Here is a 17,614-nt window from a genome sequence, read left to right on the forward strand (position 1 = left end):
CCGGCGCGCCCACCCGGTCGACCCGATCATTCTGACAAAAAACCGTGTCAGAATGATCGGGTCGGCCCCGAGAATTTCCCGCCTGAAAATGGGTGGAATAAATTAATGCCGTGCCTGTAAGCGCCTTAGGCGGCCGGCGCGGGCGTCTTGTAAAACGTGGCGGGGCATTGGCTGGTCCCTGCGCCGTTAGACGGGCTATGAACATCAAAACCAAGATTACCCTGGGCTTTCTGGCCGTGCTGGCGCTGCTGCTGGCACTGGGCGGGTACGCCCATTACACCGTGCAGCGCCTGGACCGCAGCTCCCGGACCATTCTGCAGGATAATTTTTACTCCGTAGAAGTGGGCCAGCAGATGCTGCAAACCCTGGCTGGGGCCGAACTGCACGTACCCGGTGCCCGCGCGCAGAGCCTGGCGCGCTTTGGTGACCAACTCCAACGAGAAGCGCGCAACATTACCGAGCCCGGCGAGCAGCTCCTGGTCGATAGCCTGACCCGGGAGCTGGCTGCCGCGGCGGCTTTGCCCGCTGACTCACCCGGCTGGGCACCGGCCCTGGCCCGGATGCGCGACCTTACCCAGCGGGTGGTGGCGCTCAACCTGCGCGCCGTGACCCGACGAAACGAGTTGGCCAACCGCACCGCTAAAGTTGCGAGCCGCAACCTGCTGGCCTTCGTGGCCCTGAGTCTGCTGGTGGCCCTGAGCCTGGCCATTGGCGTGCCGGAAGCGGCTGTGGGCGGGCTGCGCAAGCTCTCGGCCAGCATCGAGCACGCGGCCCAGGGTGACTTTGCCACCTCCATTGCCATTGAGAGCCGCGATGAGTTTGCCCAGGTGGGGCTCGCCTTTAATCGGCTGCTGCGGCACCTCAACGAGTTTCGTAACACGAACCTGGGCGAAGTGCTCACCGAGCGCAACCGGGTGGCCAGCATTGTGCAGACGCTGGACGAAGCCTTGTTCCTGTTCGACGAGGCCCGCGTCGTGCTGGTGGCCAATCCGCCCGCCTGCGCCCTGTTGGGGCTGCCCCAGGCCCAGGTAGTGGGCCAGGCCGCCGACCAGCTGGCCCACGCCAACCCCGTCATGGCCTCCCTGCTGCCCTTAGTCACGGCCCCGGGCCCGGCCGGGCCGCAGCCCTTTACGGTCGACCAGGCCGGCGAGGAAAGCCACTACCGCCTGCTGGTGCACAACGAAACGTGGTTCAACCCCGTGCGCAGCCAGATGGAATTTCTGGGCACCATCGTGGCCCTGCACAACATCTCCGACTTCAAGCGGCTCGACCAGGCGAAATCCCAGTACCTGGCCACCGTGTCGCACGAGCTGAAAACCCCGCTCTCCACCATTCACTTCCACCTCAAGCTGCTGCTCGACCAGCGCGTGGGGCCGCTCAACGCCGAGCAGCAGCAGATGGTGGGCACGCTGCAGCAGGAAAACCAGCGCCTGCTCAAGCTCACCCGCAACCTGCTCGACGTGGCCCGCCACGAGTCGGGCGCCATCCCGCTGCAGGCTCGGCCCACGACGGTGGCCGACCTGGTCGCGGCGGCCACCGGGCCGCTACGGCTGCAGCTGGCCCCCAAAGCCCTGGCCCTGACCGTGGACCTGCCCGCCGGCCTGCCCCTGGTGCTGGCCGACCTGGAGAAAACGGCCTGGGTACTGCTCAACCTGCTGGCCAATGCGGTGCGGTACTCACCCGAAGGCGGGCGCATCGTGGTAAGTGCCGCCTGCCAGGGCGACTACGTGCAGCTGAGCGTGCAGGATGTTGGACCGGGCATTGCCCCCGAGCACCAGGAGCGCATCTTTCAGCGCTTTGCCCAGGTGCCCGACGCCGGCGGCGCCCACCGCGAAGGCAATGGCCTGGGCCTGAGTATTTCCCACGAATTTATCACCACCCAGGGCGGAGAGTTGGGTGTCCGCAGTGCACCCGGCGCGGGCAGCACGTTCTTTTTTACCCTGCCCCGGGCCCACGAGCCCAGCTATTCTCCCGAATCTTTCTCTTCCCTTTAGCATGACAGCCGAATCCAACGCGAATCCCGCCAACGCCGCCAGCCACCACACCAGTCGCATCACCACGGCCGGCCTGCTCGTGGCCCTGGGCATTATCTACGGCGACATCGGCACCTCGCCGCTCTACGTGATGAAGGCCATTGTCCCCGGCCTGATCGACGCTAACCTGGTCTACGGGGGCATTTCGTGCGTCTTCTGGACGCTCACGCTGCAAACCACGCTCAAGTACGTGCTGCTCACGCTCAACGCCGACAACAACGGGGAAGGCGGCATCTTCTCCCTGTTCGCCCTGGTGCGGCGGCGCGGGGCCTGGCTCTCGGCCGTGGCCATCATTGGCGGGGCGGCCCTGATGGCCGACGGCGTGATAACGCCGCCCATCTCGGTCTCGTCGGCTATTGAGGGCCTGCAGGCCGTCTATCCCACCTTGCCGACCGTGCCCATCGTCATTGGCATTATCGTCGCCCTGTTTCTGCTGCAAAGTTTTGGTACCCAGATTGTGGGCAAAGCATTTGGCCCCATTATGCTGGTGTGGTTCTCCATGCTGGCCGGGCTCGGGGTGAGCGGCATTCTGCAGCACCCCGAAGTGCTCCAGGCGCTCAACCCCTACTACGCCTACAACCTGCTGGTGAACACGCCGGGCGGGTTCTGGCTGCTGGGGGCCGTGTTCCTGTGCACCACCGGGGCCGAGGCGCTGTACTCCGACCTGGGCCACTGCGGCAAGGGCAACATCCGCATCAGCTGGATTTTTGTGAAGACCTGCCTGCTGCTCAACTATTTCGGGCAGGGCGCCTGGATGGTGGCCCACCAGGGTGAGCAACTGGCCGGCCGCAACCCCTTCTATGCCCTGATGCCGTCGTGGTTCCTGCTCATCGGCATCGGCATTGCAACCCTGGCGGCCATCATCGCCTCGCAGGCGCTCATCACCGGCTCGTTTACGCTGGTGGCCGAGGCCATTCGCCTCAACATGTGGCCCAAGGTGAAGCTCAACTACCCCACCGACGTGAAGGGGCAGCTGTTCGTGCCCAGCATGAACCGCCTGCTGCTGCTAGGCTGCATTGGCATCGTGCTCTACTTCCGCAAGTCCGAAAACATGGAGGCGGCGTACGGCCTGGCCATTACCGTGACCATGATGATGACGACGCTGCTGCTGAGCATGTGGCTGCGGGCCCGGAAAGTGCCCCTACTGCTGGTGGTTTTGTTTCTACTGGTCTACGGGGTAATTGAAGGCTCCTTCCTGGTGGCCAACCTCATCAAGTTTCCGCACGGCGGCTGGGTATCGGTGGCTATCGGCCTGGTGCTGATGGGGGTGATGTACGTGTGGCTGCGGGCCTACCACATCAAGCGCCGCCTCACCGAGTTCGTGCCCATCGACCCGTACCTGGAAGGCATTCAGCAGCTGAGCGCCGACGAGTCCATCCCCAAGTACGCCACCCACCTGGTGTTCATGTCGTCGGCGGAGCGGGGCACGGAAATCGAGCAGAAAATCATCTACTCCATCTTCCAGAAGCGCCCCAAGCGGGCCGATATCTACTGGTTCGTGCACGTGGACACCACCGACCAGCCCTACACGCTGGAGTACTCGGTGAAGGAGCTGGCCCCGGACGACGCCTACCGCATCAACTTCCGGCTGGGCTTCCGGGTCGAGCAGAAAATCAACCTCTACTTCCGCAAGGTGATTGAGCAGATGGTGCGCAACAAAGAGGTGGACATCACCTCGCGCTACGAGTCGCTGAGCAAGCAGCACGTGACGGGCGACTTCCGCTTCGTGGTGATGGAAAAGTACCTCTCGGTCGAAAACGACTTTCCTTTCGTCGAGAAGCTGGTCATGCAGGCCTACTTCTACATCAAACAGTTTATTGCCTCCGAAGACAAGTACTTCGGCCTCGACACCAGCTCGGTGAAAGTGGAGAAGGTACCCTTGGTGCTCTCCCCGGTGCAGGACGTCACGCTCACCCGCATCGGCGCCCCGCTTGCCCCAATCGAAACCCGGTAAAGGTGAGGTTATAAGCGGGGTGGCCCCGGCTCGCTTGCTACGCGTCACTCGCTGTTACTTCTTCCTTCTTGCCGATGCGCGTCCGGAGCTCTTTCCGTACCCTGGGCTGGCTTGCGCTGGCCTGGATGATAAGCCTCGCGGCCCTGCTGACCGTGGTAGCGCGCACCCTGTCCGTGCCGCAGTTGCTGCTGGGGGCCGGGGTACCCACGGTGCTGCTGGCCGGGCTCGTCGGCTACTATTTCGGGCAGGTATCCACCCGCGAGGGCCTGCTACGGGTGCGCTACCCGCTCCGGTTTCCGGGCAAAACGTACCTGCTGCTGCACTCGGAGGTGACGGCGCTTTCTGTGCGGCGGGGCCTGACCACGACCCTGGTATTCCACCTGGGCCGGGAAATGGCCGTTTCCTTGTCCGTCGCCGCGCTGGATCCGGCAGCCATTGCCGCCGTGACGGCCTGGGTTGGGCAGCAGGGCCCGGGCTAGCCTCTGCCCCTTAGCAAGTGTGCTGCTGCACGGACAGGCCGATGGTCATTTCCGGGGGGGGGGGCGTAAACTGCCCTGTTGCGTTCGACAAATGAAGACGTATGAGTGGTGGATATAGACTACGACTGCTTCCGCTGCGACTTTGGGACTGAAATTTTAACCAGGGCCGAACAAGCCGCCTAAAACAAGTGCAGTGGAGCAATAAAGGGGCACCTAGCCCCGGCCAGCCATGTGCGGTTTAGGGTAGAAGGCCGGGTGCTCGCAGCCGGGAACAGTTGCTTTCCGTAGTGCCACTGCCTTACCGTTGACCCCTACGGCAACCGGACGAGTAGTATCGCCATTGCTTTTTAATAGGACTTACGCATTTGAGTCCCGCAGTAGGGGAGGGGGATACGTCTACCCCTTGTGCCATAAGAAGCCCTACCTCTTTAACTGCACCTCAGCCACCAGGGCAGTGCTACCACCCCGGTCGTCGTCCGACACGAGCAGTAATTCCAACTGGTCCGGCCCTTGGGTGCGGCGCACGGCTAATCCCTCCACTTTACCGAGGTAGGCGCGGCCATCACCCCACGTAAGTCGGGCAAACGAAGCGGTTTGTGCCGCCAGGTCGAGTAGTCCCACGAAGGAACCCAGGGTGGCCCCGTCGGCTAGCGCATCCGTCGTCGCCTCCACCGAGGCCGTGATCAGCAGTCGTCCGTCGACAAAAGTGGCCCCGGAGAAGCCCGCTGCATACCCTCCTAGCGTCGGCAACGCAAAACGCAGAACCCGCCCCGGTGGGGGTACCGGCAGGCGCGGCTCAAACAAATGCGCCAGCGTAGCGGCCAACGGCAGCTCGAACACCAAGGCTGGCCCCGCGCCCACGGGACGCTGCAATAGCAGCAGTTCCGTGGGCGTGGTAGCGGCGGCTTCGAGGTTGAGGGTGGTGCCGATGGGCAGATGCGTCCGCAATCGGGCGTAGAGCCCCGCCAGGTCAAGGCGTTGTACGAAGCGGGGGCGGCCCCCTTCAGGCGAGGCCCCGGGTGATACTAAGCCCACGAAGTAGCCGGTTTCGCGGTTGGCTTGCGCCCCCGAGCCACAAAGCAGCAGGCCGGCTTGACCGCCTGGAGCCACGACGGCGGCCATGCATTCGAGGTCCGGCTTGCGCGCTTTCGGAATCCGGCCCGTTCCGAACTCGGTGCTGACGAAGAGTTCCACCTGATCTACTGGTGCCAAAGTAGCCGCGTCGAGCAAATACAGGTAAGGCGCATCGTCGCTAAGCAGGTAAGCCGCAGGGCCGACAATCTCCACCCCCGAGGCCGAGGGCAAGTCGAGCAGCGTCGTTTCGGAAAGAATGGTTGCTATCATGATGCCTAGAAGGAGGGATAGAATAAAGAGGGAAAAATGGCGACTCGGCTAGTTAAGCGGATGCATTTCGGGCCGGCTGCCACTGTAGCTTGGCTGGGTTATTTTCTCAGGCAGAGTAATTTGTCGCAATTCAGAGACACGTCGACGGTAATGGTCCGCAGCCAGCCCAGCGCGCGGCGGTGCAGGATGCGTTGACGGTCGGCATCGTACATGGACTGCTGCACCACACCCTTGGGCTTGCCCAGCACGATGCTCTGCTTGCGGCACGCCCGTAGCCTTTGCTTGGTGCGCTCAGGCACGTAGTAGCGCGCCAACTCGGCCAGCAGGGCGAAAATGGTCAATAGGATTTTGTGAGTCATGGCGCAGTGGTTCGGCGGGTCCAGGTCCTACTTGATCAGAATCAGCCAGCAGCGCTTCTGACCATGCAGTTCCTCAATCAGGCATAGCACCTTGCGCAGGGAGCGGCCCAGCCGTGGGAGTTAGGAGACAATGATTGTATCGCCGGCGTCAACCTTGGTCAGCAGTCCGGGCGGGCGGCACTGCGCGGCAGTCCGGCGGGAGGACATCTATACTTGCATCCACTCGTCCAGGGTCCAGCGGTGCTCGACCAGGCAGCGGGAGATGAGACACTTTTAGATTTCGGCCGATTGCGTGCTGATGGAGACGTGGATTTAGCCAAAAATCAGGGTGAAAAGCGGGCGCTTAGTGGTAATTAGTGGTAAGGTGAATGGGCCTGGTAAAGTTATCGGTTTTTGATGCCTTTACACGGACGTTGCCACTAGCACGAAGCTCGGGATAACAGTGGTTTCAATAAACAAACGGCTTGTCATCTGCGGGCCCAGCCGCTCGAACCTTATACCAGTTGCCATTGGTTGAAGCGTTGGTCGAGCAGGGCATGAAAGTGCTCCTGGATCTGGCTGGCTGGCGTTCCTGCCCGCGTGTTGAGCGCCTCGCCCACGGAGCTACGGGTGCTGGTACCGCGGGGCACCCGTACGGGTGCGTGGATGGTTGCCGGAGTAGGAGGGCGCGGCAGCTCGGTTGGTATTACCGGCCCAGACAGCTACGAACGTATTGCCAAACCCAGCCCGCGGCCCGGTAACCGTCCGGTGGACCCAGGCAGACTTCACGGTGGATTCGTTGGAGCTCATCGATGCGGTGGGCCGCCGCGTGCTGCACCGATCCGCAAGACCGGCTGAACAAGATGAGCTAACGCTGGATGTAAGCGGAGTGCGCGCCGGCTTATACCTGATCATTCTGCATACGAGCCAAGGAAAGGTATATAAACGCCTTTCGCTTCTCTGATATAGGTGCACGAGGATAAACGTAGCAAAGGAGTTCCGGTAAAAACAAGCCAGCGGCGCGACTGGGCACATGACATCAGTCAGGCCACTGCCTGATTGGCATCATGGGTTACCAGCGGGTTCCCCATAACCTTTGCACCACAACCACTGTCGGGCTTCCCTGGCCTAAACCATTTCCGACCTGCATCGCCCGGGCTTCGGCCCTAGCAAATCCGCCGACTCGTTTTAAGCACTTGGTTTTCAATACAATCCGGCGCTACAAATCTGACTAGCAGCCGCTGATTCAGCGTCGTTAACGGAACCTGCTTTTGGCCTGGAGGCCTGCGCAGTGCGCCGGGCCTGTTGGTTGAGGTCGGTCGGTGTTTCCACTTTTCAGCATTTCATTTTATGGCTACTCCCGCCCTGCTTCCTGCCGTTCACGCTTATCTGGTGGGTGGGGGAATTGCCTCCTTTGCCGCCGCCGTCTTTCTGATCCGGGATGGCGGGGTATCGGGCCGCAACATCCATATTTTCGAGCAAGCGGCGCTGGTTGGGGGCAGCCTCGACGCGGCCGGCCGGGCCGAGCAGGGCTACGTGCTGCGCGGCGGCCGGATGATGAATGCCACCTATTTCTGCACCTACGACCTACTGGCCTCCATCCCCTCGCTGGAGCACCCTGGCCAGTCGGCCTACGACGACATCGTGGCCTTCGACCAGCGGATGACGACCTCAGCCCGGGCGCGGCTGGTGAATGGCCGGGGCGAGGTGATGGACGTAACCTCGCTGGGCCTGAGCGCGGCCGGGCAGCTGGCCCTGCACGAGCTGATGGCGGCCCTCGAACCAGACCTGGGTGCCCGCCGCGTGGACGACTGGTTTGCGCCGGACTTTTTCACCACCACTTTCTGGCTGCTGTGGTCGACCATGTTCTCGTTTCAGCGCTGGCACAGCCTGGCCGAGTTCCGGCGCTATTTACTGCGGTTTCTGCACGAGCTGCCCAACCTGGGTACCCTGGCCGGAGCCGAGCGCACTCCTTATAATCAGTTCGATTCGGTGGTGCTGCCCATCATGACCTGGCTGCGCGAGCAGGGCGTGGCCTTCCGGCTGGGCTGCCAGGTAACGGACCTGGATTTTGCGCCCGGCGCAGACGGGAAAACGGTGGTAGCCATGCAGTACCAGCAGGGACAGCAGCAGCAATTGCAGGCCGTGCAGCCGCACGATATCGTGCTGATGACCAACGGCTCGATGGCCGCCAACTCGGTGCTGGGCTCCATGACCACCGCCCCCACGCCGCGGCCCGATGCCGACGACCGCGCCTGGGCCCTGTGGAAAACACTAGCGCGGAAGTACCCCGATTTTGGCCGGCCGGAGGTCTTCGCCAACCGGCCCGCCGAGGCCACCTGGGAGTCGTTCACCGTGACGAGTAAGGGGTCGCAGTTCTTCGATTTGATGGCCAAATTCAGCGGTAACCAGGCCGGGACCGGGGCGCTAGTTTCGCTCGTCGATTCGAGCTGGCTGCTGTCGGTGGCGCTGCCCCACCAGCCGCACTTCCTCAACCAGCCCGCCGACGTGACCGTGTTCTGGGGCAATGCCCTGTTTCCGGACCGCGTGGGCGACTTCGTGCCGAAAAAAATGCGCGACTGCACGGGCGCGGAAATCCTGACCGAGCTGCTGCACCACCTGCACTTCGGCGCCGAGCTGCCGGCCCTGCTGGCGGCGGCCAACTGCATTCCATGCCTGCTACCGGCCATCAGCAGCCCGCTACTGACCCGCGCCCCCGGCGACCGGCCGGCCGTGGTGCCGGCCGGCTCCACCAACTTCGGCTTCCTCGGCCAGTTCACCGAAATCCCGGACGACGTGGCATTCACCATCGAATACTCCGTGCGCTCGGCCCAGCTGGCGGTGTACACGCTGCTCCAGCTCGACCGCCAGCCCCCCGCCGTGTACCAGGGCCAGCACGACGCGCAGGTGCTGGCTAACGCCCAACGGGCCATCCGGCAGCCGGGCCGGAGTGCCAGCAGCCAACTCGCCGCCTGCCCCCGGTAAAACGGGTTTTCGGCGCGAAACAGATCATTACAACTACTAGCACAGCAACAGATTACGACCGGTTGTACGCTGTTTTAGGACTTGAGGCTGGCACTGGCTCCACCGACTAATTTACCACAGAAGCTGCCTTATGGACTATCACGTTGCACTCGTGACCGATGTCGCCGCCGCGCTGGCTACCTCGCCGGCTGGCCTCGACGCGGGCACGGCCCGGCAGCGCCTGGCCGAGCACGGCCCCAATCAACTGGCCGATACCCAGCAGAAAACCATCTGGCTGCTGCTGCTCCACCAGCTGGCCGACGTGATGATTCTGGTGCTGCTGGCCGCCGCCGGGGTGTCGGTGCTCATTGGCGAGGCCAAGTCGGCCGGCGTTATTCTGGCCATTGTGGTGATGAACGCCATTATTGGGTTCGTGCAGGAATACCGGGCCGACAAGGCCATGGAGGCCCTGCAAAAGATGGCCGCCAGCCACGCCCAGGTGCTCCGGGGCGGCCAGCCGCAGGCCGTGCTCACGGCCGAGCTGGTGCCCGGCGACGTGGTGCTGCTCGAAGCCGGCAACGTGATTCCGGCCGACGTGCGCTTCCTGGAAGCCCACGCCCTGAAAGTGGACGAGTCGTCGCTGACCGGCGAATCCGGCAACGTGGAGAAAACGGTGGAGCCCCTGCCGCCCGCCGAGTACCCCCTCGGCGACCGGCTGAACCTGGGCTACAAGGGCACCTCCGTGACCAACGGCCGGGCCACGGCATACGTGGTGGCCACCGGCATGGGCACCGAGCTGGGCAAGATTGCCGCCCTCATCCAGACGGCCGAAGTGGTGACGCCCCTGCAAAAGCGGCTGGGCACGCTGGGCAAGCGCCTGTCGGTGGCGGCGCTGGTGGTCGGCAGCCTGTTTTTTTGGGTCGGCTGGCTGCGGGGCGAACCCTGGGAGGACTTGCTGCTGGTATCTATTTCGCTGGCCATTGCGGCGTTGCCCGAGGCGTTACCGGCGCTGGTTACCGTGTCGCTGGCGCTGGGGGCGGGCCGGCTCATGCAAAGCCACGCCCTCATCCGCAAACTGCCGGCCGTGGAAACGCTGGGCTCGGTAACGTACATCTGCACCGACAAAACCGGCACGCTCACCCTCAACCAGATGACCGTGGATGGCCTCTACGAAGTGCCCGCCGTGGCGCTGCCCGGGCTGGGAGGTCGCAACGCCCTGCTCACGGCCCTGGCCCTGAATACCGACGCCACCTGCGACCCCGAAAACCAGTGGCTGGGCGACTCCACCGAAGTAGCGCTGGCCCGGTACGCCGCCGACAAAGACTACGCCCGCGCCGCGCTGGAGGAGCCGTTTCCGCGCCTGGCCGAGTTGCCCTTTGACTCGGAGCGCAAGTGCATGAGTACGCTGCACCAAACCCCGGACGGCGTGCTGGTGCTCACCAAAGGCGCCGCCGGTTCCCTGTATAAGCAGCTCACCAGCAGCCACCAGGCCGACCTCGCCGACCTCACGCGGCGCGTGGATGCCCAGGCCGCGCGCGGCTACCGGGTGCTGGCCTACGGCGCCAAACTGCTGCCCGAAATGCCCGCCGACCTCACCCCGGCCGCCGTGGAAACTGACCTGTTATTTCTCGGCTTCGCCAGCCTGATGGACCCGCCCCGCGAGGAGGCCCGCCAGGCCGTGGCCGAGTGCAAAACGGCCGGCATTATTCCCGTCATGATTACCGGCGACCATAAGCTCACGGCCCAGGCCATTGCCGAGAAGCTGGGTATTATTTCCTCCGAAGAAGAGTTGGTGCTCACCGGCCCCGAGCTGGCGGCCCTGGACGAGCCCGGCTTCGCGGCCGTGGTGGAAAAAGTGCGGGTGTACGCCCGCGTCGACCCGGCCCAGAAGCTGCGCATCATCAGCGCCCTGCAGGCCCGCCACCAGTTCGTGGCCATGACCGGCGACGGCGTGAACGACGCGCCGGCCCTCAAAAACGCCGATATCGGCATTGCCATGGGTATCGGCGGCACGGAGGTGGCCAAAGAGGCGGCCGCTATGATTCTGCTCGACGACAACTTTGCCACCATCGTGCAGGCCGTGCGGCACGGGCGGCGCATCTACGACAACATTCTCAAGTTCATCCGCTACATTTTGGCCGGCAGCGCGGGAGAAATTATTGCCCTGTTTTGCGCGCCGTTTTTCGGCTTGCCCGTGCCGCTGCTGGCCATCCATATTCTCTGGATCAACCTGATAACCGACGGCCTGCCCGGCCTGGCCCTGGCCTACGAGCCGGCAGAAGAGAACAATATGCAGCGCCCGCCCATCGACCCGCGCCAGACCATTTTCGCCGATGGGCTGGGCTGGTTTATTCTGGGTATCGGGGTGCTGGTAGGCGGCCTCACCATTGCCATGCAGGCCTGGTCTATTCACCGGGGCCTGCCGCACTGGCAGACGATGGCCTTTAGCGTGCTCTGCTTCAGCCAGCTGGGTATGGCGCTGGCCATTCGCTCGCGCCGCGAGTCGATTTTTAGCCTCGGCCTGCTCTCCAACAAACCCATGCTGGGGGCGGTGGTGCTCACCGTGGGCCTGCACCTGCTCATCCTCTACGTGCCCGTCTGCAACGAGCTGTTCAGCACCCAGCCGCTCACCCTGGCCGAGCTGGGCATCACCGTGGCCGTGGCCAGCGTGGTGTTCTGGGTAGTGGAAATCCAGAAGCTCATCGTGCGGCGGCGCGGCGCGGCCGTGGTAACGCAGCCGTCAAGCACATCCGTGTAGCGCACTCGTGCTACCTGAGTGCGTCCTGTTTAGCTAAGCTCCGCGCGTTGCGCCAATGGGCTAACAGCTACTTTTTCTTCTCCTGCCTACATGCCCGTTATCCGACTCTTTCACTCCCTGGTGTGGCCTTTCGTGCGGTTCTTCCGCCTTGAGGTGGCGAGCGGCCTGTTGCTGCTGGCCAGTGCGGCGCTGGCCTTGGTGCTGGCCAATACCAGCTGGGGGCCGGCCCACTACTTCCCGGCCATCTGGCACGAACACCTGCGCATCACCGTGCACAACCTAGTGCTCGACCACTCCCTGCTCGACTGGATAAATGATGGGCTGATGACCCTGTTTTTTCTGATGGTCGGCCTGGAAATTAAGCGGGAGGTGCTGGGGGGCAGACTATCGTCGCTGCATCAGGCGGCCCTGCCGCTGGCCGGGGCCCTGGGCGGGATGCTGGTGCCGGCGCTGCTCTTCGCGGTTTTTAACTACAACACGCCCACGGCCAGCGGCTGGGGCATCCCGATGGCCACCGATATTGCCTTTGCGTTGGCCGTGCTGCAATTGCTGGGGCCGCGCGTGCCGTTGGGCCTCAAGGTGTTCCTCACGGCCTTGGCCGTAGTCGACGACATGGGGGCCATGGTCGTTATTGCCGGTTTCTACACCAAAACCCTGTACCTGAACTACCTGTACCTAGCTGTCGGCACCTGGGCCTTGCTGCTGGTTTTCAATTACCTACGCATCAGTACCCTGTGGGCCTACCTGCCGCTGGGCGTGCTGCTCACGTTCTTCATGATCGAATCGGGCATCCATACCACGCTGGCCGGCGTGCTGCTGGCAGCCGCCATTCCGTTCCGGGCCGACCGCCCGCGCCCCGATATGCTGCACCGGCTGCACCAGCAGCTAAGCCGGCTGCGCACCGAAACGCAGGGCGAGGACGCCAAGCCGCACGGTATCAGCACGCAAATGGAGAACCTGGGCCGCCGCAGCAGCTCCCCGGCCCAACGCCTGGAGAGCCAACTGTTCACGGTGGTGGCCTTCGTAGTTATTCCCCTGTTTGCCTTCGCCAACAGCAGCTTGGTAATTGCGCCGGCGGCCGTGCGGGGGCTGCTTTCGCCGCTGGGCCTGGGTATTCTGGTAGGGCTAGTGGTGGGCAAGCCCCTGGGCGTGGGAGCCCTGTGCTGGCTCACGGTGCGCCTGGGCTGGGCCTCGTTGCCGCCCGCCCGGCGTCAGCTGGCGGCAAGTGTGGGGCGTGGGCATGCTGGCCGGCATCGGGTTCACCATGTCCATCTTCGTCACGCTGCTGGCCCTGGGTGCCCACTCGCCCGATACCGACACGGCTAAGCTGGCGGTGCTGGTGGCATCGGTAGTTGCCAGCGGGCTGGGCTACGCTGCGGAGCACGCTGGCCGCGCCGTCGAAGGAGTAGCATAAAGCCCGCCGCCGGGCTGCTGGGCCCTTTTATTAAGGGCGGCGGCGAGGTAGTTTCCGGCCGTCGCCCGTCAGCGTAATAGTGCGGCTGAAGTTGGTTTCGCAGGTGGCCATTTCGTAGGTCAGGCCCCCGGTGTGGGTATTTACGACTTCGTACGCCTGGCAAATGGTGCGGGTGGGATAATATGTGGCCAGGGTGTGCTGCACTGGTAATGGCAGCGTACCCAGGGCTATGTCGTGGCCGGTGGCCTGCACTTCGCCGTTCATATCAAACCTCACCAACCGGGGGGCAGTGCCTTGCATGTAGCTGGCCTGATACCAGCCCTGGACGCGTTTCCACTTCACATTTCGGGCTTGAGGATGCAACTGCTGCAGCGCCACGAAGGCCAGCGGCGGTACCTGGTCATCGGGAATGGCCTGGGCATGCGCAATCGGCCCCCACAAGAGGGCCGCCAAAAGCAAGATGAGGGTTTTCATGGCAGCTCGTTCTGGTACAGGTGGGCAGACTCGCCCACCACAAAAACCTCGTTGCACAGTATCAAAGGCAAAAATGAAGCTGGCCAAATGGCCCGGCAGCAGCAACCGGCAACCGGCAATAGGGTGCAAATGCCCGCTACGGTTTGCTAACCGCCAGAGTCAGCAAAAACACCGCCCCCTTCGCCGCAACGACGCTGTGCGGGATACCCGCGTGCAGGGTCAGCAGCTGCGTGGGGGACAGCTCCGACCACTTGGGGCCCGGCGCGACGGTTGAGGGGTGGGTGGTTGTGTTACGGCGTCTTCGGCTGCAGGGCCTTCACCATGTCGGCCCCCATTGCCTCGCTCGAAATCCCGTAGCCGTTCACCAATGTGCCTTTTACGCCATGCCGGGCCGAGGAAATAGCGTACACTACGGCCTCGTCGCCGGGGTCCGACATGCCTTCGAAGCGGTAGTGCCGGTCGACCTGAAACTCATCGGGTGAAAGCTGGAGCGCGTTGCCGTGGCAGATCAGGCAGTTGTCCTGCAAATTGAAGTCAACGGTGTAGCCTTCCTTTTTCAAGGCATTCAATACTTCGGAAACGGTGGTCATCGTATTCATGGCAGGAAGAAAATAGAGGAATAAAGAAACAGGGGCCGGTTGGTGGGCGGTTTTACTTACAGGATGGCAAAGCCGCCGCCGGCGCGGGCCATAGCTATTTTGGCCTGGAACAGGTTGCCCATCTTCCGGGCTCGGAGTTTTATTTCAGTGGCGCGGGAGCCGGTAAACAGCTCGTCCACGATCTGCCCAAACAGGGCCAGCCAACGGGTGGGCACCAGGGGCTGGGAAAAGCTTTTGGGTGAGCAAAGCCAAAATTACCAGCCCTTACCCGTCCCGCAGATGACAAAGCTCATCTCTGGGGGATGAGCTTTGTCATCTGCGGGACGGAGGGCCCTGGGGGCAGCAGACACGACCAAGCTTAGGGTGCCGGACTTGACACCAAACGTACGTTCATCGTGCACGGCGAGCCTGCGCCCGCCGAGGCCCTGGCCTAAACCCTGCGCGAAGCCCATGGCTGGCTCAACGTAGAATTGCCCGACTACCTGGACCGGAAAGTGCTGTTTGAAGGCATTTAACCCCCTTTGCCACGGCCGCCGGCCGAAGATGAGGTGGTGCTCCACCTGGAATGAGCCTGCCCCCGGGTTGCCGCTGGCCCAAGTGGGTCCGGTGCGCACCGGGGGGCGTTTCATGGTGAGCAGGCGTCTGCCAGGGGCCTAGAGGGCGTTCAGCATCTTCACGATTTTGCGTTTGGACTTGCCGAGCTTGGCTTGCAGACGGCTCACCAGCTCGTGGCCCTTGCCCTCCACGTAGGTCAGGTCCTCGTCGGTGAGGTGAGTATAGGCTTGTTGCAGCTTGTCTTTGAGCTGATTCCAGTCGCCTTGCAGCCGCAGTCGTTGGTCAGTCCGGTAGTGGCGGAACTGGCGGCGGCGCTCCATGCTTTTATTGGAATACAGCAGGATACCGACGACTGCCCCTACGCCGGCACCGGCCAGAGAGGTGAGCAGTACTTTACCGGTAGTGTTTTTGGGTGTCTCACACGTCATCGTAAGAAGGCTAAAAAAGTGGATGATAACGCCGCCGGCCAACTTTGGCGCGGGGCGTTTGAAGTTCAACAAAGGTGCTATGCCGTCCGCCCCGCGGCACTGATTTTCAGCAGACCGAACGATGATGTTCGTCAAGTCAGGTGTAGGGTTGGTTGCGGCTTTGGCTGCGGGAGGGGTAGGGGCGGAGCGGTAGTGGCGGGCGGGTGCTCGGCCGGGACAGTGGTGGATACCACCAGCAGTGGGTAGCTGCCGGCCCGCAGAATCTTCAGGCAGAAGGTGAGCAGGTCGGCGGCGGCCGGGCAGTCCTCATCAGCCTGGCTAAGCACGAACAGGGCCGGCTGGTAGCGGCGGGCCAGATGCTGGGCCACGGGGGCCAGCAGGTCGGTGGCTACTTCCACCGTGGCCGTGGTTTGCAGCCCTTCGGCCTTGTTGGTAGAGAATGGCGGCCGTATCGGTCTGGCGGGCCAGCTCCTGGTGGTGGTAGCCTTGTTGGGCCACCAAATCGGTGGAGTTGAACAGCGGGGCGCGGTTGATGTGCAGCAGCACCAGGCCGCCGTCCAGGACCTGCGTCAGGATATCGGCATATTCAATGGCGCGGCGAGCGGGCGGGCGGGCGGATAGAACCCCACGAAAACGATGAGGGAAAGGGCCAGGTGCAGAAAGATGGGGGGAGACGCTTTGAAGTAAATAAGTTGGCGCGTGTAAGCAGTCAAAAAAAGGCAGTCATGCTCCGGCCTCGCTTCGCATGACTGTTCTTTCAATCCTGGCCGATTTCCTGGGTGGCCAGCAGCAGCACCGGCACCTGTGTATGCCGCAGCACCTCATCAATTACACTGTTGCCGAACAGCTTGGCTACCCAGCCGTGGCCGGGGTCGAGCAGGATCAGCACTTCGGCCGAGAGTTCCTGCACGGCTTGCTGCAGGCCGGCGGCAGCGCCTTCGGCCACCACCCGGTGGAGGCTGCTGCCGGCCAGCGCGGGCGTCAGGCCACATGCCCGGGCGGCCGTGAGGCCGTGCCGGCCAGCATTGGGTTCATAAGCTTGGGCGATGGTAATGGGCATCACGGCGGCATCCAGGGCCGCGAGCAGCGGGCGCAGGGCCAGGGCTTCGGGCGTGAGGGTGAAAAACTGGTCGCGCACGGCCAGGGCCAGGCAACGGGGTGGGCGCAGAGCAGCCGTGGGCAGGTGCTGGGGCACCAGCAGCAGCGGGTAGCCCGTTTCGTGAGCCAACGGCAGGGCCCGATTGCTGAGCCATTCGTCCAGCGGACCGTTGGTGGCCGTGAGGCCGGCAACGACCAGCAGCGGCCGATGCCGCGCCAGGGCTTCCTTCACGGCCTCATCCCAGCGGCTGACTATGGTGGAGGCGGTGGCGGGCACGGGCATGGCGGCGGCTATTTCTTCCAGTGCGTGGTGCTCCCGTCGCATGTCGCGGGCATTGATGGCATGTGTAACCCTGCCTACCCGCGCCGTAGTGGGCGGCGTGGGGTACACGTGCAGCAGGTGAACCTCAGCCCCCAGCGGGGCGGCCAGCACGGCTGCGTAGGCCCGGGCGCGCTCGGCAGCGGGCGAAAAGTCGGATAGGACAAGCAGGGTGGGCTTCATAGCAGAAGGAATTGGAACAGAAACACAAAACCGGACGTCGCAGCGCCTAGTGGCTGAGTGCGGCCCGGATGATCAGGCACTCGGTGAGGTTGCTTTGGTCGATGACGCCGCGCAGCCGATGATTTTCCAGCACCGGGTAAAAGGCGTTGGGCTGGCACAGGGCGCGGGTGTACACCATGGCCAGGCTATCACCGATTTCCACCATATCGAATTCGTGGCTCATGACCTCCGTCACGGCCGTGGTCAGGCGGTTGTCGCGCAGGGCGGCCATGAGCAGCGGCCGGGTCAGCACCCCCACGGCCTTGCCCTAGTCGGAGCCGGCCAGCAGGGTATCGGCGGCGTCCCGCACGCTGTCGGTGGGGGCGAGGTAATTGGTTATCATGCCGTGGCCCACGGTGTAGTCGCGCAGCAGCTCGCGGTGCTGCACCTGCACGTTTTCAATGTGCGCCCCGAAGTACACAAAGATGCCGATAAGCAGAGCCGAAAGCAGGAAAGTGGGCAGTAGCATACAAGTGGGACTAAGGGGGCTAAAAGAGCCCGGAGTGAGAAAAACGGCCAGCGCCCGCCGCCACGTTGCTTGTCAGCTCATGCGGGGCAGGTAGTCGGGCTGATCCGGGGCCTCGGCGGGTAGCAGCAGCACGGGTACGGGGCAGCCGCGTAGCACCTGCGCCGTA

General features: G+C 63.5%; 20 protein-coding genes. 9 read left to right on the plus strand and 11 right to left on the minus strand.

Features of this window, described 5'->3' with window-relative positions; all coding sequences use genetic code 11:
• Positions 1-197: 197 nt before the first annotated feature.
• The 3 genes from CDA63_RS15205 to CDA63_RS15215 all read left to right on the plus strand — a co-directional run bounded on the left by CDA63_RS15205 (position 198) and on the right by CDA63_RS15215 (position 4,466).
• A complete protein-coding gene (locus CDA63_RS15205) occupies positions 198-1,994 on the plus strand; it encodes a sensor histidine kinase (RefSeq protein ID WP_088465313.1) in 1,797 nt (598 codons plus the stop codon).
• A 1-nt stretch (position 1,995) separates the two neighbouring features.
• Positions 1,996-3,987 carry a KUP/HAK/KT family potassium transporter gene (locus CDA63_RS15210; protein WP_088465314.1) on the plus strand — a complete coding sequence of 664 codons (1,992 nt, stop codon included), beginning with the start codon at positions 1,996-1,998 and terminating at the stop codon, positions 3,985-3,987.
• 74 nt (positions 3,988-4,061) lie between these two features.
• Positions 4,062-4,466, plus strand: a complete 405-nt coding sequence (locus CDA63_RS15215; protein WP_088465315.1) for a hypothetical protein — start codon at positions 4,062-4,064, stop codon at positions 4,464-4,466.
• 420 nt (positions 4,467-4,886) lie between these two features.
• Here CDA63_RS15215 and CDA63_RS15220 read toward each other — a convergent pair whose 3' ends face one another.
• From CDA63_RS15220 to CDA63_RS21635, 3 genes are all read right to left on the minus strand, one after another.
• Entirely contained in the window at positions 4,887-5,810 is a 924-nt protein-coding gene (locus tag CDA63_RS15220) for a DUF6929 family protein (RefSeq protein ID WP_088465316.1), read from the minus strand.
• Between the two features lie 98 nt (positions 5,811-5,908).
• Positions 5,909-6,169: a hypothetical protein gene (locus CDA63_RS15225; protein WP_126546892.1), complete on the minus strand. Its 261-nt coding sequence runs from the start codon at positions 6,167-6,169 to the stop codon at positions 5,909-5,911.
• Between the two features lie 494 nt (positions 6,170-6,663).
• Positions 6,664-6,798, minus strand: a complete 135-nt coding sequence (locus CDA63_RS21635) for a hypothetical protein (RefSeq protein ID WP_262490666.1) — start codon at positions 6,796-6,798, stop codon at positions 6,664-6,666.
• Between the two features lie 83 nt (positions 6,799-6,881).
• Here CDA63_RS21635 and CDA63_RS21895 point away from each other — a divergent pair, with 83 nt between their 5' ends.
• From CDA63_RS21895 to CDA63_RS21640, 5 genes are all read left to right on the plus strand, one after another.
• The gene (locus CDA63_RS21895; protein WP_165768325.1) at positions 6,882-7,112 is read left to right on the plus strand and encodes a T9SS type A sorting domain-containing protein; all 231 of its coding nucleotides are present in this window, start codon (positions 6,882-6,884) and stop codon (positions 7,110-7,112) included.
• Positions 7,113-7,498: 386 nt separating this feature from the next.
• Positions 7,499-9,133: an oleate hydratase gene (locus CDA63_RS15235; protein WP_088465319.1), complete on the plus strand. Its 1,635-nt coding sequence runs from the start codon at positions 7,499-7,501 to the stop codon at positions 9,131-9,133.
• A 130-nt stretch (positions 9,134-9,263) separates the two neighbouring features.
• Positions 9,264-11,870 (plus strand): cation-translocating P-type ATPase, encoded by a 2,607-nt coding sequence (locus CDA63_RS15240; RefSeq protein ID WP_088465320.1) that lies wholly within the window; start codon positions 9,264-9,266, stop codon positions 11,868-11,870.
• 90 nt (positions 11,871-11,960) lie between these two features.
• The gene (gene nhaA, locus CDA63_RS15245) at positions 11,961-13,196 is read left to right on the plus strand and encodes a Na+/H+ antiporter NhaA (protein ID WP_262490667.1); all 1,236 of its coding nucleotides are present in this window, start codon (positions 11,961-11,963) and stop codon (positions 13,194-13,196) included.
• Positions 13,123-13,284: a Na+/H+ antiporter NhaA gene (locus tag CDA63_RS21640; RefSeq protein ID WP_262490668.1), complete on the plus strand. Its 162-nt coding sequence runs from the start codon at positions 13,123-13,125 to the stop codon at positions 13,282-13,284. Before nhaA ends, CDA63_RS21640 begins: the two co-directional genes overlap by 74 nt.
• Positions 13,285-13,314: 30 nt before the next feature.
• On the opposite strand, the gene CDA63_RS15250 is transcribed toward CDA63_RS21640, so the two are convergent.
• From CDA63_RS15250 to CDA63_RS15270, 5 genes are all read right to left on the minus strand, one after another.
• Positions 13,315-13,758 (minus strand): hypothetical protein, encoded by a 444-nt coding sequence (locus tag CDA63_RS15250; protein ID WP_088465321.1) that lies wholly within the window; start codon positions 13,756-13,758, stop codon positions 13,315-13,317.
• Positions 13,759-14,048: 290 nt separating this feature from the next.
• Entirely contained in the window at positions 14,049-14,357 is a 309-nt protein-coding gene (locus CDA63_RS15255) for a phosphoribosylpyrophosphate synthetase (RefSeq protein WP_242434693.1), read from the minus strand.
• 56 nt (positions 14,358-14,413) lie between these two features.
• On the minus strand, positions 14,414-14,572 hold the full coding sequence (locus CDA63_RS20925; RefSeq protein ID WP_165768326.1) for a globin family protein: 159 nt from the start codon (positions 14,570-14,572) through the stop codon (positions 14,414-14,416).
• 438 nt (positions 14,573-15,010) lie between these two features.
• Positions 15,011-15,340 (minus strand): CsbD family protein, encoded by a 330-nt coding sequence (locus tag CDA63_RS15265; protein ID WP_242434694.1) that lies wholly within the window; start codon positions 15,338-15,340, stop codon positions 15,011-15,013.
• Between the two features lie 131 nt (positions 15,341-15,471).
• Positions 15,472-15,738 carry a hypothetical protein gene (locus tag CDA63_RS15270; RefSeq protein ID WP_088465324.1) on the minus strand — a complete coding sequence of 89 codons (267 nt, stop codon included), beginning with the start codon at positions 15,736-15,738 and terminating at the stop codon, positions 15,472-15,474.
• Between CDA63_RS15270 and CDA63_RS15275 the strand changes: the two genes are divergently transcribed.
• Entirely contained in the window at positions 15,725-15,961 is a 237-nt protein-coding gene (locus CDA63_RS15275) for a hypothetical protein (protein WP_126546893.1), read from the plus strand. The two genes, CDA63_RS15270 and CDA63_RS15275, sit on opposite strands and share 14 nt — an antisense overlap.
• A 136-nt stretch (positions 15,962-16,097) precedes the next feature.
• Here the strand turns inward: CDA63_RS15275 and CDA63_RS15280 are convergent, their stop codons facing one another.
• From CDA63_RS15280 to CDA63_RS15290, 3 genes are read right to left on the minus strand one after another with little or no spacing between them, the layout of a single operon-like run.
• On the minus strand, positions 16,098-16,940 hold the full coding sequence (locus CDA63_RS15280) for a universal stress protein (protein ID WP_088465326.1): 843 nt from the start codon (positions 16,938-16,940) through the stop codon (positions 16,098-16,100).
• Between the two features lie 46 nt (positions 16,941-16,986).
• Positions 16,987-17,238: a CBS domain-containing protein gene (locus CDA63_RS15285; protein ID WP_088465327.1), complete on the minus strand. Its 252-nt coding sequence runs from the start codon at positions 17,236-17,238 to the stop codon at positions 16,987-16,989.
• A gap of 9 nt (positions 17,239-17,247) precedes the next feature.
• On the minus strand, positions 17,248-17,448 hold the full coding sequence (locus tag CDA63_RS15290; protein ID WP_088465328.1) for a hypothetical protein: 201 nt from the start codon (positions 17,446-17,448) through the stop codon (positions 17,248-17,250).
• Positions 17,449-17,614 lie beyond the last annotated feature (166 nt).

The sequence above is a fragment of the Hymenobacter amundsenii genome, assembly GCF_002204745.1.
Taxonomy (GTDB): Bacteria; Bacteroidota; Bacteroidia; order Cytophagales; family Hymenobacteraceae; genus Hymenobacter; species Hymenobacter amundsenii.